The organism is Ruegeria sp. HKCCD7559 (genome assembly GCF_013110575.1).
Lineage (GTDB): Bacteria > Pseudomonadota > Alphaproteobacteria > Rhodobacterales > Rhodobacteraceae > Ruegeria.
This window is the reverse complement of sequence record NZ_WVQU01000001.1, coordinates 1018900-1032987: the sequence shown is the minus strand read 5'-3', so window position 1 is coordinate 1032987 and position 14088 is coordinate 1018900. Positions and strand designations below refer to the sequence as shown.

Annotated in this window: 14 protein-coding genes and 1 tRNA gene; 7 read left to right on the top strand and 8 right to left on the bottom strand. The window is 55.6% G+C overall.

Features of this window, described 5'->3' with window-relative positions; all coding sequences use genetic code 11:
* The first annotated feature begins 1 nt into the window (after position 1).
* The 5 genes from GS605_RS05170 (at position 2) to GS605_RS05150 (ending at position 3997) form a co-directional block, all read left to right on the top strand.
* Entirely contained in the window at positions 2 to 424 is a 423-nt protein-coding gene (locus GS605_RS05170) for a hypothetical protein (protein WP_171723268.1), read from the top strand.
* Between the two features lie 277 nt (positions 425 to 701).
* Positions 702 to 1031 carry a hypothetical protein gene (locus GS605_RS05165; RefSeq protein ID WP_171723267.1) on the top strand — a complete coding sequence of 110 codons (330 nt, stop codon included), beginning with the start codon at positions 702 to 704 and terminating at the stop codon, positions 1029 to 1031.
* A 209-nt stretch (positions 1032 to 1240) separates the two neighbouring features.
* On the top strand, positions 1241 to 2251 hold the full coding sequence (locus tag GS605_RS05160) for a branched-chain amino acid ABC transporter permease (protein ID WP_171723266.1): 1011 nt from the start codon (positions 1241 to 1243) through the stop codon (positions 2249 to 2251).
* Complete coding sequence (locus tag GS605_RS05155) at positions 2248 to 3561, top strand: branched-chain amino acid ABC transporter permease (RefSeq protein WP_171723265.1); 1314 nt, start codon at positions 2248 to 2250, stop codon at positions 3559 to 3561. The genes GS605_RS05160 and GS605_RS05155 overlap by 4 nt, the downstream gene beginning before the upstream one ends.
* Positions 3562 to 3742: 181 nt before the next feature.
* Positions 3743 to 3997, top strand: coding sequence for a hypothetical protein (locus GS605_RS05150; protein ID WP_171115893.1), 255 nt, complete (start codon positions 3743 to 3745; stop codon positions 3995 to 3997).
* A 32-nt stretch (positions 3998 to 4029) separates the two neighbouring features.
* Here GS605_RS05150 and GS605_RS05145 read toward each other — a convergent pair whose 3' ends face one another.
* Positions 4030 to 5577 (bottom strand): helicase HerA-like domain-containing protein, encoded by a 1548-nt coding sequence (locus GS605_RS05145; protein WP_171723264.1) that lies wholly within the window; start codon positions 5575 to 5577, stop codon positions 4030 to 4032.
* A 448-nt stretch (positions 5578 to 6025) separates the two neighbouring features.
* On the opposite strand from GS605_RS05145, the gene GS605_RS05140 reads away from it, so the two are divergent.
* Positions 6026 to 6634 carry an invasion associated locus B family protein gene (locus GS605_RS05140; protein ID WP_171632421.1) on the top strand — a complete coding sequence of 203 codons (609 nt, stop codon included), beginning with the start codon at positions 6026 to 6028 and terminating at the stop codon, positions 6632 to 6634.
* Between the two features lie 56 nt (positions 6635 to 6690).
* Here the strand turns inward: GS605_RS05140 and GS605_RS05135 are convergent, their stop codons facing one another.
* The 4 genes from GS605_RS05135 to GS605_RS05120 are packed head-to-tail and all read right to left on the bottom strand — an operon-like array spanning position 6691 to position 10932.
* Positions 6691 to 7899 carry a beta-ketoacyl synthase gene (locus tag GS605_RS05135; protein WP_171723263.1) on the bottom strand — a complete coding sequence of 403 codons (1209 nt, stop codon included), beginning with the start codon at positions 7897 to 7899 and terminating at the stop codon, positions 6691 to 6693.
* Between the two features lie 9 nt (positions 7900 to 7908).
* A complete protein-coding gene (locus GS605_RS05130; RefSeq protein WP_171723262.1) occupies positions 7909 to 8166 on the bottom strand; it encodes an acyl carrier protein in 258 nt (85 codons plus the stop codon).
* 32 nt (positions 8167 to 8198) lie between these two features.
* The gene (lpxD, locus tag GS605_RS05125; RefSeq protein ID WP_171723261.1) at positions 8199 to 9290 is read right to left on the bottom strand and encodes a UDP-3-O-(3-hydroxymyristoyl)glucosamine N-acyltransferase; all 1092 of its coding nucleotides are present in this window, start codon (positions 9288 to 9290) and stop codon (positions 8199 to 8201) included.
* 34 nt (positions 9291 to 9324) lie between these two features.
* The gene (locus tag GS605_RS05120; protein WP_171723260.1) at positions 9325 to 10932 is read right to left on the bottom strand and encodes a L,D-transpeptidase family protein; all 1608 of its coding nucleotides are present in this window, start codon (positions 10930 to 10932) and stop codon (positions 9325 to 9327) included.
* 351 nt (positions 10933 to 11283) lie between these two features.
* On the opposite strand from GS605_RS05120, the gene GS605_RS05115 reads away from it, so the two are divergent.
* On the top strand, positions 11284 to 11853 hold the full coding sequence (locus GS605_RS05115; protein WP_171632409.1) for a DUF882 domain-containing protein: 570 nt from the start codon (positions 11284 to 11286) through the stop codon (positions 11851 to 11853).
* A gap of 55 nt (positions 11854 to 11908) precedes the next feature.
* Here the strand turns inward: GS605_RS05115 and GS605_RS05110 are convergent, their stop codons facing one another.
* From GS605_RS05110 to GS605_RS05100, 3 genes are all read right to left on the bottom strand, one after another.
* Positions 11909 to 12241 (bottom strand): hypothetical protein, encoded by a 333-nt coding sequence (locus GS605_RS05110; protein ID WP_171723259.1) that lies wholly within the window; start codon positions 12239 to 12241, stop codon positions 11909 to 11911.
* Between the two features lie 468 nt (positions 12242 to 12709).
* Positions 12710 to 12786 (bottom strand) — tRNA-Arg (locus GS605_RS05105).
* 77 nt (positions 12787 to 12863) lie between these two features.
* The gene (locus GS605_RS05100; protein ID WP_171723258.1) at positions 12864 to 14084 is read right to left on the bottom strand and encodes a cysteine desulfurase; all 1221 of its coding nucleotides are present in this window, start codon (positions 14082 to 14084) and stop codon (positions 12864 to 12866) included.
* Positions 14085 to 14088 lie beyond the last annotated feature (4 nt).

The following is a 14088-nucleotide window of genomic DNA, read 5'->3' as shown; positions in this document are numbered from 1 at the left end:
TATGAAAACCAGCCTACTCGCCGTTTTCTGTTCATGTCTGTTAGGCAGCATCGCGTTTGCTCAGAGCCTAGCACCGCAAGCTAAGCAGTCTAGAAATGGCGTGATCGTCCGTTGCGAGTTCGAGAATCAACGAACGGTCATCCTATCGGCGCTCGATGACAGGATTGTTTGGCAGGAAAATGGTTCTGATTACCCTACCAGTGATTGGACCCATATTCGGATATCGCATGACCCAATATTGTCAGTATTTGCTTATGGTGTGGGCATCGGAAGCCCGAGGCTCGATATTTACCAAGGTATCGTCCACGCTGATAAGCCCGACTACGACCTTGGAACTGCAATCCTCAGCGAGACGCTTGTTGGGCGCGAAAGGTTGATAGTAATGGCCGTTGAGGGTTTTTGCCAAGGCGAGCAACAGAACTAGTGGGCTTTCTCAAAGCAATTAATACGCCCTCCAACTTCCTTATTGTTTCCGCAATCGACTGAAGTCGCGAGTTTAGAAGGAAACGCACGTTGATCTCAGTATCTGGCTGTCTTTAACTTCGACAACCTTCCCAAGATTTCCACGCGTCGGCTGCAATCCGGTCACATTGTGCGTTTAACGCCGGGCGCTGTGAAGGAAACGGTTTCCCGGTCAAACAAATCAAGTTCCGTGAAATCAAGCGAACCTTCTGAATAAAAACTCTGTTCAGGACCCAAAAATGAAAAAATGGATGTGTGTGGCCATTGCCACCTTGTGCGCGACCGCCGCAACTGCGGAAGAACGTCACTTTGTCTGTGTGTCGGACCGCGACGGCAGTGAAGTGCGCCTAAATCGGGCACCGGATGGAGACAAAGGCTACATCGAAACTGCGAATGTTTCTGGCGACGCGATGGTGTTCAAAGGCGTTGGTAACATGACGTTTGTCCATATTGAGGGCGAAGATGTCATGACCTTTGTCGTGCATTATGACGACATGTCCTTTGACCTCTCGGTCAAGGGTCCCCACGCGGGAACCGATCACGGCACCTGCACCGAGACGGACGCCTGATTCCGCTTCTTTCCATCTCAGTCACTCACCGGAATTGGCCGGTGCGTGACTGAGCCAGGCCAAAATTGAATAGTCTTGCCTGCTTCCGGTTTTCTCGTGGATTTTTTTTCACAACCAGCAGAAAAATATGACGCAAAACAGCGCAGGAAACATTGTGCCTGCGCGGACCGTCGTGCCATAAAGCCGCACCCGGACAGTGAGAAGAAATAATGGATCTACTCAACGCGCTTGTTGCGCTTGCGAATTTTGTGTTGGTGCCAGCGGTCGCTTATGGCAGCCAACTGGCGTTGGGCGCGCTTGGCGTGACCCTGATCTACGGCATTCTGCGATTTTCGAACTTTGCCCATGGCGACACAATGGCCTTTGGCGCGATGATCGCCGTGCTGGTCACATGGGGGTTGCAGGCCGCCGGGATCAGCTTTGGACCGCTGCCAACCGCCCTGCTCGCCCTGCCCTTTGCCATACTGGGCTGTATCGTGCTGGTGCTGATCACCGACAGGCTGGTCTACAAATTCTACCGTGACCAAAAGGCGAAGCCCGTTATTCTGGTGATCGTTTCCATGGGCGTGATGTTCATCATGAACGGCCTTGTCCGGTTTATCATCGGGCCAGACGACCAAAGGTTCTCGGATGGGGCTCGGTTCATTGTTTCGGCGCGCGATTTCAAGGCGATGACCGGTCTGCGCGAGGGTCTGGCCATCAAGGCGTCGCAAGGTATCACGGTGATCGTGGCCGTTGTTGCCGTGGCGCTGCTGTTCTGGTTTCTGAACAAGACGCGCACAGGCAAGTCGATGCGGGCCTATTCGGACAACGAGGATCTGGCGCTGCTGTCAGGCATCAACCCGGAACGTGTGGTGATGATCACATGGATCATCGTTGCGGCGCTGGCCACAACTGCCGGCGTACTTTATGGGCTGGACAAAAGCTTCAAACCCTTCGTCTATTTCCAGCTTCTGCTGCCGATCTTTGCCTCGGCCATCGTGGGTGGTTTGGGCAATCCTCTGGGCGCCATCGCAGGCGGGTTTATCATCGCGTTTTCCGAAGTGACGATAACATACGCCTGGAAGAAGGTGCTGACCTATCTTGCGCCGGAAAACCTTGAGCCGTCAGGATTGGTGCAACTCCTCTCGACCGATTACAAATTCGCCGTCAGCTTTGTCATCCTGCTGATCGTGCTTCTGTTCAAGCCCACGGGCCTTTTCAAGGGGAAAGCAGTATGACCGACGCTGTCAAAAATACGCTGCTCTTCGCAATTGTCGGCGGCCTAATCCTGTTGACCGGTTTCACGCAAAGCTGGAACACCGCGATCCTGATCCTGAATATGGGGCTGATTTCCGCCATCATGGCGATCGGTGTAAACCTGCAATGGGGTTTTGCCGGTCTGTTCAATGTGGGCGTGATGGGCTTTGTCGCTCTGGGCGGTCTGGCCGTCGTACTGGTTTCAACGCCGCCCACGCCCGGTGCCTGGGCTGCCGGAGGTTATGGCATCGTTCTGTCTTTGCTGCTGGGTGCCGCGACAGTGGTTGCCGCCGTTCTGGTGGCAACGAAACTGCCGAAAGGCCGTGTGCAAACCCTGACGATCATCGCCGTTCTTGTCGTGGGCTTTTTTGTCTATCGCGCGGTGTTCGATCCCAGCATTGCGGCGGTCGAGGCCATCGACCCGGCGATTGCCGGCAATATTGGCGGTTTGAATCTGCCGGTTCTGCTGGCCTGGCCGGCCGGTGGTTTGCTGGCGGCGGGTGCTGCGTGGCTGATCGGTAAAACGGCGCTGGGCCTTCGCTCGGATTATCTGGCGATTGCCACATTGGGTATCGCCGAAATCATTATCGCCGTCATGAAAAACGAAGACTGGCTGGCCCGGGGCGTCAAGAATGTCTACGGCATCCCACGCCCGTCCCCTGTTGTGGGCTACGAAGTGGATTTGCAGAACGACCCGGCCTTTCTGGCGCGGGCCGAATGGTTGGGGTTGGACCCCGTCACCGCATCCACCCTTTCGGTCAAACTCGGTTATTCGCTGCTGTTCCTGATTGTGCTTCTGGTTCTACTCTGGATGGCTCAGATGGCGCTGAAAAGCCCGTGGGGCCGGATGATGCGCGCAATCCGTGACAATGAAGTGGCGGCTGAGGCCATGGGCAAGGATGTCACCCGTCGTCATCTGCAAATATTCGTACTGGGTTCGGCTGTTTGCGGTATCGCGGGTGCGATGATGACAACGCTGGACGGCCAGTTGACGCCAAGCGCGTATCAACCGCTGCGCTTTACCTTTCTGGTCTGGGTGATGGTGATCGTGGGTGGTTCGGGCAACAACTTCGGGGCCGTTCTGGGCGCATTCCTCATCTGGTTCCTGTGGGTTCAGGTTGAACCGATCGGCTTGTGGCTGATGAATGTCATTACCGCCGGCTTGCCGGACGGAAGTGCATTGAAAGTCCACCTGTTGGACAGCGCCGCACATATGCGTCTGTTCACGATGGGTCTGATCCTGTTGATTGTTCTCAGATTCAGCCCAAGAGGGCTGATCCCAGAGAAATAGATCGCTTCCACCTTCAATATGCGAAACCGCGCCTCTTATCCGGCGCGGTTTCTTGATTCTTAACGATTTTTTGAATAAACGGACACACCGCAGTGATTTCTTTTTGCGGTATGTCGCCGGCACTCACATCCGTCTACGCCGATCTGTAACGATCATTTACACGTTTTGAAAAGAGTCAAAAATGAAAGCACCACGGTTCAAGACACTGCTTCTATTTCCGGTTGTTGCCATCGTAACAACCGCCTGCATTCCCACTCCGGAAGAACTTGAAACAACTCCCGTCAAAGTTCAAACGCCCAAAGGTGTCGTAACCTGTCAGCTATATCGTCACGACCGGGTGACCTGGGACCGGGCGATTGACTTCCCGGCTTCGAAAATGTCCGTGCCGGAGGCTGACGCCTACTGCCGTCAGGAAGGCCAGCGTCGTCTGAAGTAAACATTGCGGCGCCCGTGATGGGCGCCGTTCCGTCATCTGTTGCGGAACAATCCACCCAGAATACCACGAACGATTCGGCGTCCGGTCGTTCCTTTCAGTTCTTTGATAACTGCGTCGGTCATCGCCGATGCAAACGTGTCTTTCTGCCGTTGCACCCGGGACGAGGATCTGCCGACCCGGCTTCCCGAATATCTGCGAGCCGAAGAATACTCTCGTTCCATCGGTGATTGTGCCTCTAGAACTTCATCGGCCTCTGCCTGTTCAGCGGCCTTGGCGGCCGCCTCAGCCCGAGCCTGGAGGATTTCAAAGGCCGATTTTCGATCAATACCATCGTCATATTTAGACGCCATCGGCGAGGCATCGAGAATGGCCCTCCGCTGCGCATCAGAAATGGGCCCCAACTGGGAACCCGGCGGACGAATCAATGTGCGCTCGACAATTCCGGGAACACCTTTTTTCTGCAGCATCGACGTGACAGCCTCACCAACGCCCACCTCGCGAATTGCGGCTTCGGTGTCAAAGGCGGGGTTTTCGCGATAGGTTTCAGCCGCCAGACGCAGGTTCTTTCGGTCACGCGCCGTGAAGGCCCGCAAAGCGTGCTGAACGCGATTGCCCAACTGCCCCAGAATATCCTCGGGAATATCGGCGGGATTCTGGGTGATGAAATAGACACCTACTCCTTTGGACCGGATCAGGCGCGCAACCTGTTCAACCTTGTCCACCAACACTTTCGGAGCGCCGTCAAACAACAGATGCGCCTCGTCGAAGAAGAACACCAGCTTGGGTTTGTCAGGATCACCGACTTCGGGAAGCTCCTCAAACAATTCGCTCAGCAGCCACAGCAGGAATGTCGCATAAAGCCGTGGCGCTGCCATCAGTTTGTCCGAAGCAAGGATGTTCACCATCCCCTGCCCGTTTTCATCGGTGCGCATCAGATCGGACAGATCCAGCGCGGGTTCGCCAAACAGTTTTGTTCCACCCTGGTTTTCCAATACCAGCAATCGCCGCTGGATCGCACCGATCGAAGATGTCGATACATTGCCATATCGCAATGAAAGCTGGGCCCGGTTCTCGCCGATCCAGACCAGCAGCGCCTGAAGGTCTTTGAGATCCAGAAGAGGCATTCCCTCTTCATCGGCCACGCGGAACGCGATGTTCAGGATACCTTCCTGCGCTTCGCTCAATTCCATCAACCGGGACAGCAGCAACGGGCCCATTTCAGTGACCGTCGTCCGCACTGGATGGCCCTGTTCACCAAAAAGATCCCAGAACGTAACGGGGCAGGCGGAATAAGCAAAATCGTCGAACCCTATGCGTTTGGCACGATCCATAAATGCCTGATGCAGTTTTTGCGCGTCGCTTCCGGGCAAAGCCAGGCCCGACAGATCACCTTTGACATCGGACAGAAACACCGGAACTCCGGCTTGGGAAAACCCTTCCGCGAGGATTTGCAACGTTACGGTCTTACCGGTCCCAGTGGCGCCGGCAATCAACCCATGGCGGTTGGCATATTTCAGTGCCAGTTCCTGCGGCTGGCCATAGCCTTCGCCTCCGCCACCCAAAAATATATTCTTGCCCATTAACATTGCCTTATGTTTCACCGATCCTTGACCAGCATACAAAGTTAACCTTTGACTGCGATAGTCAATTTGCCCCGCGTTTGTTTCCTTCACGTGGGGCAGACTTCCTCCCTGTCGACTGGCCGTGCCTTCGGGCACGGCTTTTTTGCAGGATCAAAAATGGTTTCAAAGCTCTGACCGCAGTATTAAAATTTGAGGATAGCTGTTGACCCGTCTGCGACCCTCTCGTAGGGTTTGCGCATAAATAAGTCGGCCAGTCCGACGGGGAGAACCTTTTGGAAAAGAGAGCTGGCTTATGCAGCTCTCTTTTTCTGTCTCAGGGCAGTTGGTTTCTGGTGTTCTGGCAAGAATCCGTTCACGTTCAGACCAGCCGTTCTGTTAGTGCCTGACACCAGTTCAGAAGAGTGTTAAACGAAGCAAAAAGCTCAAGCATCAAGTCGAGGCATTCATGATCAAGCAACTTCTAACCGCAAATACAGTGGCCGTCGCCTTTCTTAGCAGCGCAGTCTATGCCCAAGAGGCCAACGACGAAAGTCCGCAGCAGGCCGAGCCCGCCCAAACCGAAGCCGCGCAAGAACTGGATCTGGGAGAGACTGGCCCACGTATCGGCGAGCAATACGTCAAAGAAACAAGCGGTGCTTGGAATATAACCTGTCTACGGACCGAAGAAGGCGACGATCCTTGCCTGCTGCGTCAAGTTCTTTCCGGCGCCGAGGGCCAGCCGATTGCGGAAATCTCGATCAACAAGCTTCCCGAAGGAGCGGAGGCCGTTGCCGGAGCTAGGTTGACTGTGCCGCTGGAGACCATGCTGCAAGCACAAATTGCTGTGTCCATAGACGGCGCACCGGGTAAAAGATACAACTATCATCACTGCAACCCGGTAGGCTGCGTCGCGCAATTGGGCTTTACGCAAGGCGATATAGACGCCATGAAAGCGGGCAGTGAGGCAACAATCTCGCTGGTGTCAATTCTGGCCCCGAGCCAACTTTTGCAAATCGAAATGTCGCTGGCTGGATTTACCAGTGGCTACGATCAGCTGGAAGTCCTGCAAAACTGACAGATCGCAGACAAAGGCCGCTCTGAATGCGGCGGCCTTGTTTCGTACGTTGTTCGCTAAACCCGCTTCAGCGCCAAAACCGCATTCAGCCCGCCAAAGGCAAACGCATTGCTGAGCGCGACGTCAACTTTGGCTTCCCGAGCTTCGTTCGGCACAACATCAAGCGCGCATTCCGGATCGGGTTCCTCGTATCCGATGGTGGGTGCGATCACACCGTCCCGCAGCGCCATGATACATGCCAACAGTTCCACCGCACCGGTTCCACCAATCAGGTGACCATGCATGGATTTGGTCGACGATATCATCAGGTCGTCAGCATGGGGCCCGAAAACATCCGCCACGGCGGCACATTCGGTTTTGTCATTCGCAGCCGTCCCGGTGCCATGCGCGTTGATATAACCCACATCGCTTGCATTCAATCTGGCATCAGCCAAGGCACCTGACATGGCCCGTGAAGCCCCTTGCTTGCTGGGCATTACGATATCGGCCGCATCCGACGACATGGCAAAACCAACGACTTCGCACATGATCTCGGCGCCACGGGCGCGGGCGTGTTCGTATTCCTCGAAAACAAAGACCCCGGCCCCTTCGCCCTGTACCATTCCGTTGCGATTGGCGCTGAACGGTCGGCACGCATCCTTGGACATGACGCGCAACCCTTCCCAGGCCTTGACGCCTCCAAAACACAACATGGATTCGGACCCGCCTGTGATCATGACCGGGGCCATGCCGCTTCGGACCATCTGAAAGGCCTGAGACATGGCATGGTTCGAGGACGCACAGGCAGTCGACACGGTGAAGCTGGGGCCTTTGAGGTTGTGTTCCATGGAAACATGGCTGGCCGCCGCATTGTTCATGAGTTTGGGAACAACAAACGGGTGTACCCGATTCTTTCCGTCCTCATAAACCGAGCGATAATTGTCATCCCAAGTCGATACGCCACCGCCGGCGGTCCCCAGAACAACACCTGATTTTGCGGCCAACTCTCCGTGAAACTCGATGCCGGACTGATCGATGGCCTCTTTGGCGGCGGTCAGAGTGAACTGAGTGAACCGGTCATACAGCGACATCTGCTGACGGTTGAACCGACCTTCAGCCTCAAAGCCGCGAACCTGCCCGCCGATCTTGATGGCCAACCGATCAACGTCCCGAAATTCCAGTTCCGAGATGCCGCAACGGCCTTCGCGCATGGCTTCCAGCGTGTCAGGAACCGAATGGCCCAGTGAATTGATCGTACCTGCGCCGGTAATGACAACACGTTTCATGAGCGTCAGTCAGACCTTTTCCGACACGAGCTTTTCGATCCCGGAAATGATCGCAGCGACATTGGATATGTCAAAATCGTTGGCCTCGGGCTCATTGGCGTTGAACGGAATTGAAATGTCGAACTCTTCCTCGATGGCGAATATGCTTTCCACCAGACCAAGGCTGTCGATTCCCAGATCTTCCAGCGTGCTTTCGGGCGTCACATCCGATGGCTCCAGCACGGCCTGCTCTGCAATGATTGCGATGACGCGGTCGCTGATGCTCATGTCGATCCCCTGATTTTCAGTTTGACGATGATTTAATCGCTTGGGGTCTGTTTGAAAACAGCCTTTTTCAATGCCTCAACGTCGCGTGCCATTCGGGGCAGTCGGCGCTGCGCCCTGTAGACATCGGTGTGGGTCTCCATTTTGATGCCCGGATACCCCATGATCACGCGCCCGGCGGGCACATTTGACAGAATCTTCGTGCCCCCACCCGAAATAACGCCGTCCCCTATGAAAATGTTGTCGACCACTCCGGTCTGACCACCCAGAACGACGTTGTTGCCGATCTCGACCGAGCCGGAGACACCTGTCTGACCGCACAGCAGACAATCCCGCCCGACGCGGGTGTTGTGCCCGACATGGACAAGATTATCCAGCTTGGTGCCATCACCGATCCGCGTGTTGCGGATTGTTCCATTATCGACAGTGCAATTGGCGCCAACCTCGACATCATCACCGATCTCAACCGCGCCCAAAGAATGGATACGGAGCCAACTTTGGGCCTTGGCGTCGCCCTGATCGCCCAACGTTTTGCGGGCGTTCTCAGCGCCAGAAACCTCGGGGGTCACGAAACTGAACCCGTCACTACCAATCCTTGCACCGGGCTGCGCGATGAACCGATCCCCGATTTGTGCGCGCGCGCCAATGCTGACCATTTCACGCAACAGGGCCTGTTCGCCAAGAATGGCGTCCATTCCCACCACGCAGTGTGCTCCGATGACCGAGCCCGAACCTATTCGCGCCCGAGCACCAACAACAGTCAGAGGTCCTATCGCCACATCTGGTCCAATTTCGGCCGTTGGATCGATCACTGCGGAAGGATGAATGCCCGGTTCAATCCCTTGCCCGCGATCCAGCATTGAGGTGATCCCCGCCATCGCCATGCGCGGACGCTTCACGAATATGGCCGCGCGCAACCCCATGTCCTGCCAATCCGCGCCCTCCCACAGAACGGCGGCGCGCGCGCGCCCTTTCGAAAGCGCTTCGGCGTATTTCGGAGACATGGCCATGGCCAGATCGGTTGGGTCAGCATCGCCCGGTTCGGCCGCCCGCACGATCGTCAGGCCACCGTCGCCTTGGCATTCAGCACCCAAAGCGTCGGCGATTTGTTGAATGGTAAACTGCATCTCGGGCTTCCTTTTGGCAGGATTTGCCCTGTGCTTAACTCTGAACGTCCGGCAGGGCCACCCCTGCCTTTTGCAGGGCCTCCCAAATCTTGCCGTCCCGGCCATAGACATCACGGCGATACTGCACCTCGCCTTTTAGCCCGACATATGCCGTTCGATAGATCAGGTGGACCGGAACATTTTGTTCCAAATTGACCTTGGTTTCCTTTCCTGTGTTCAGAACACGATGAAAGAATGCCTTGGGATTCTCTTCCTGTTTGGCCAGCAACGCATAGGCAAATTCGAAAGGCTGCGCCAGCCGGATGCAGCCGTGCGAGAACGCCCGCACCTCGCGCGCGAACAGGCTTTTCTGAGGCGTATCATGCAGATAGATATTGTACTTGTTGGGGAACATGAACTTGACCAGCCCCAAAGCATTGCTTTTGCTGGGCGGCTGGCGCATCGCAAAAGGAAAGCTTCGCGCGGTGAACTGATTGAAATCAACCGCCCCGCGATTGACCTGCCGCCCCCTGCTGTCCGTGATCTGAATATGACCGACCGCGTTGGGGTTCGCTTTCAGCTTCGGCAGGTATTCCTTGGTGATGATCGAGCGCGGAACATACCAGCTGGGGTTTATCACCATATGTTCCATCACATCCGAGAACTCTGGGCTGCGGCGATCATGCGTGTTCTTGCCGATCACCGCACGGGTTTCAAAGGTGACTTGCCCGTCATCCACGATCTTTGCCGAAAAATCTGTCTGGTTGACAAGGATATGACGTGCGCCGCGTTCCCGAGGCAACCAGCGCTCCCGTTCCAAAGCGACATAAACAGCCTTGAGCCGGTCCACGGCGGGGCGATTCAACTCGGCAATCGTGCCCTTGCCTGCAACGCCATCGGGTTCCAACCCATGCGCGATTTGAAAGGCCCTGACCCCTTCCAGCAACGCGGCGTCGAACGACGGGCTGGCCGATGGTTTCATGTAGCCCATTAACACCAGCCGATTGCGAAGCTTCACGACATTGGGCCCGGTATCCCCGAATTCCAACTTAGTTTCCGGAACTGTCGCCCCCCAACCGCCTTGATCTACCAAATCCTGAAGCGCCAGCTTCTGTTTCATCAGAGCCCGGTACTGACGGGTTTGAGGAGCCAATTGCGCAAGATACGCGGCGCCATGTGTGTTCAGGGCGTTCAGATGCTCGGCCGCGCTGCGACGATCCACCGACCGAACAAGCCCGTCGTCGATGTTTCCGGGCCGAATAAAACCCGAGTACAATACGTCGGCAAAATCCACAAAAACCCGGCTCAGTTCCGCTTCAACGGCGCCAAGATCGCGTGTCGAGCGTGCATCCTGCATTTTCTGCATCAAGGATGAAACTGTCGCATCGGCCCTCGGCAGACCGTGCAGATGCGCATGTGACAGTGCCTGGATCAATGCGGCCCGGCGTTGCATATGCTCATCGGATTCACCCACCCAAATCGGCGAAAACCCGGTTGTCCGGTAAAACTCTGCGATCTGCGATTCCCGTGGGGTATGTTCAGCAACGGCCATCTGAAACGCCGTGTTGTGCGCAGGTTCAGAAGTGGTGTTTGCCATACTCGCAGTGGCCGCAAAACAGGCGGCAAGCAGGATACTGGTACGGGCTCGGAAAACAGAAAGCATTGGATGGCCTTGGAATCAATGGCTTGGTTGATGATATGTGCGTCGAACAACTATGAGTTTGGCTGCGCAGACTTGTCTATTCACAAATTCCTTACCGAATTGCTTCTGTTGGCGTCTGATGCGCGTTTGCATCGGCCCGGTGATGTGCAGCCCACACCTGCAAATATTCTGCGCTCGGCTGTGACATTTGCGCAAAAATCTGCCGAAAATTCCCCCTTGAAAAGGTGCCTATGAAACACTTCTTGGCCGTCGAATCCGATTGTGTCATAAATTCCGCATCTGGGATGGGAAAAAATTAAGACAGCGCGCGTAACATCGTGCGCAGGCAGGAACAGTACGGGACGAACCAAAATGACCAAGAGCAGTTCCTCGGGCTTGACCCGACGTGCCCTATTGGGTGCGTTTGCAGCAACAGCAGTCGCAGCAGCACCCACCTACTCCAAAGCAGCAGGCTTTTTGCGCGGCGGCGGCGATATCCGTCGCATTCGCATGTATTCCGGTCGCACGGGCGAACGGTTGGACATGATTTATTGGGTCGATGGTAAGTATATCAAGGACGCAGTCAAAGAAGTGAACCACTTCATGCGCGATTGGCGCACGGATCACGTAAAATCCATCGATTTACGCACGATTGATATCATGGCGGCATCACACAACCTTCTGGATGTCAACGAACCTTACATGTTGCTGTCGGGCTATCGCTCCCCCCAGACCAACGCCATGCTCCGCGCCCGCTCTCGCGGCGTCGCCCGGAAGTCGCTTCATATGAAGGGACAAGCGGCAGACCTGCGCCTGTCTTCCCGCTCCGTCTCGCAGATGGCTAAGGCTGCTATGTCATGCCGGGCCGGCGGTGTCGGTCAATATAACGGGTCCAATTTCGTGCATATGGACTGCGGTGTCGTCCGCACCTGGCGCGGCTAAGACAGCGACTTCGCGATCTCGGCTTATATGACAGGGGTTTGACGAGGGCGGCCAGTTACATCCCCGCGTCTCCCCCTCCGCCGCCGGCATCACCGCCTCCGGTGTCATTGCTGGATGCTGTCGCCGCAGTGGAATTGCTGGTCTCACGAGACTTTTCATCGCCGACGTCAGCGGGAACACTGGAACCGGAAGCATTGTCGCTTTCTGAATCATCATCGCTTTCGGGTTCTTCATCATCGGTCAGCTTTCCAAGGATAAACGCCAGAATTACGGCGACCAAGATCCATCCTAAAACGCTTGAAGCTGAAACCCCGGTAATCGCGCTACCCAATAGTGCTACAATCACGACAACGATTATCAGCTTCTTATTTGAAGAGATGACTTTCACATTCCTTCCTCCATTTGAGCTGACGCGCGCCAGCCTCGTTCGGAAAGTGTACATCAAAAAAACCACTGCTTGAGGGGTTAAGCCTCAAAATGATCGTCAGGATTGTTCGCGTGGTGGCAAGCGGGCGAAAAACAGAGGCGTGCAGACACTATCCATGGCCCGAAAGGGTATTCGCATGGAAAATATCCCGAGAGGGGATCAGCCAGGGCACCTTTCGTAGTTTCAACACTAGATGCTGTTTGGAACTGTTGTAAGCCAAGATGTTTTGGGCGCTGGAAACCGAAAACGCGAAAACTAAAGAAGCGCTTGACCGGGGCAGATGTTGAATAACGCTATGCTGCGGCATATCCCCGGAGCAGCGCAAGACCCTTGTCCTTCATTAGCGATAGCTATGCTGCCCGGGAACTTCTCCCAATTTGGTGCAGAAGTTCCTGCTTTGCCCAATAAACCTTAGAAATATAGCGATGGTGGCGCACCTGAGAGGATTCGAACCTCTGGCCTCTGCCTTCGGAGGGCAGCGCTCTATCCAGCTGAGCTACAGGTGCCTTGGCCGTTAGCTAACCTTGTTCCAATCCGGGTGCAACTGAAAATCGTGATTGTTGCACCCTCTTTGAAACCAAAATCAGGCGAAAAGATCATGCGCCAATTCAAGCGCTTCGATCAGTGTGTCGACCTCTTCTGTCGTGTTGTAGAGACCAAAGCTGGCACGGCAGGTCGCCGTGACGCCCAGGTGGTCCATAAGCGGGCCCGCACAGTGATGCCCGGCGCGGACGGCAACCCCTTTTTTGTCCAGAATCGTGGATACATCATGGGCATGGCCGGCCCCGTCCAGCGTAAAGCTGAAGATGGCTGCCTTGTCTGGCCGCGTGCCCTGAACCTGAAGCCAGTTGAGACCATTCAGGCGCTGCATGGCATAGTCCCGCAGGCCGGATTCATGGGCGGCAATGTTGTCCATTCCCAAATCCATCATGTATTCCAGCGCAACGCCCAGGCCGATGGTTTGGACAATGCCGGGTGTTCCGGCCTCGAACTTCATCGGCGGGTCGTTGTAGATCACCTGATCCTTGCTGACCTCTTTGATCATGTCACCGCCACCGACAAAGGGGCGCATCTCGGCCATGCGTTCGGACTTGATGTAGATCGCACCCGACCCCGACGGGCCATACAGCTTGTGGCCGGTGATGGCGTAAAAGTCGCAACCGATGTCCTGCACGTTCACCGGCATATGCACCGCGCCCTGACTGCCATCAACCAGCACCGGGACGCCCCTGGCATGTGCACCTTCGGTGATGGCTTTGACATCCACGACGGTACCCAGAACATTGGAACATTGCGTCACGGCCACAAGTTTGGTTTTCGGGCCGATCGCATCGATTACCGCCTGCGGATCCAGCCCCCCGTCAGCGTCCACATCCACCCACTTCAGAACAACGCCCTGCCGTTCCCTCAGGAAATGCCAGGGCACGATGTTGGCGTGATGCTCCATGACGCTCAGGACGATCTCATCCCCGGCTTCCAGGCGCGGCATGGCCCAGCCATAGGCAACAAGATTGATCCCTTCGGTCGTTCCTGAATTCAGAACGATCTCATCCTCATTCGATGCCCCCAGGAAACGGGCGATGATCCCCCGAACAGCTTCGTATTTCTCGGTCGACAGATTGGACAGATAGTGCAATCCACGGTGAACATTCGAATACTCTTCGGAATAGGCACGAGTCACCGCATCGATGACGACCTGAGGCTTTTGAGCCGACGCACCGTTGTCCAGATAGGTCAACGGCTTGCCATTCACCTGACGTGACAGGATCGGAAAGTCAGAGCGAATTTTCTGCACATCATACATGATA

Excerpts from the sequence above, each read along its gene's own strand:
- GS605_RS05115 (WP_171632409.1), top strand. The coding sequence starts at position 11,284 with ATGACCAAGAGCAGTTCCTCGGGCTTGACCCGACGTGCCCTATTGGGT.
- GS605_RS05135 (WP_171723263.1), bottom strand. The coding sequence starts at position 7,899 with ATGAAACGTGTTGTCATTACCGGCGCAGGTACGATCAATTCACTGGGC.
- GS605_RS05130 (WP_171723262.1), bottom strand. The coding sequence starts at position 8,166 with ATGAGCATCAGCGACCGCGTCATCGCAATCATTGCAGAGCAGGCCGTG.
- GS605_RS05165 (WP_171723267.1), top strand. The coding sequence starts at position 702 with ATGAAAAAATGGATGTGTGTGGCCATTGCCACCTTGTGCGCGACCGCC.
- GS605_RS05100 (WP_171723258.1), bottom strand. The coding sequence starts at position 14,084 with ATGTATGATGTGCAGAAAATTCGCTCTGACTTTCCGATCCTGTCACGT.
- GS605_RS05150 (WP_171115893.1), top strand. The coding sequence starts at position 3,743 with ATGAAAGCACCACGGTTCAAGACACTGCTTCTATTTCCGGTTGTTGCC.
- GS605_RS05170 (WP_171723268.1), top strand. The coding sequence starts at position 2 with ATGAAAACCAGCCTACTCGCCGTTTTCTGTTCATGTCTGTTAGGCAGC.
- GS605_RS05155 (WP_171723265.1), top strand. The coding sequence starts at position 2,248 with ATGACCGACGCTGTCAAAAATACGCTGCTCTTCGCAATTGTCGGCGGC.
- lpxD (WP_171723261.1), bottom strand. The coding sequence starts at position 9,290 with ATGCAGTTTACCATTCAACAAATCGCCGACGCTTTGGGTGCTGAATGC.
- GS605_RS05160 (WP_171723266.1), top strand. The coding sequence starts at position 1,241 with ATGGATCTACTCAACGCGCTTGTTGCGCTTGCGAATTTTGTGTTGGTG.
- GS605_RS05120 (WP_171723260.1), bottom strand. The coding sequence starts at position 10,932 with ATGCTTTCTGTTTTCCGAGCCCGTACCAGTATCCTGCTTGCCGCCTGT.
- GS605_RS05145 (WP_171723264.1), bottom strand. The coding sequence starts at position 5,577 with ATGGGCAAGAATATATTTTTGGGTGGCGGAGGCGAAGGCTATGGCCAG.
- GS605_RS05140 (WP_171632421.1), top strand. The coding sequence starts at position 6,026 with ATGATCAAGCAACTTCTAACCGCAAATACAGTGGCCGTCGCCTTTCTT.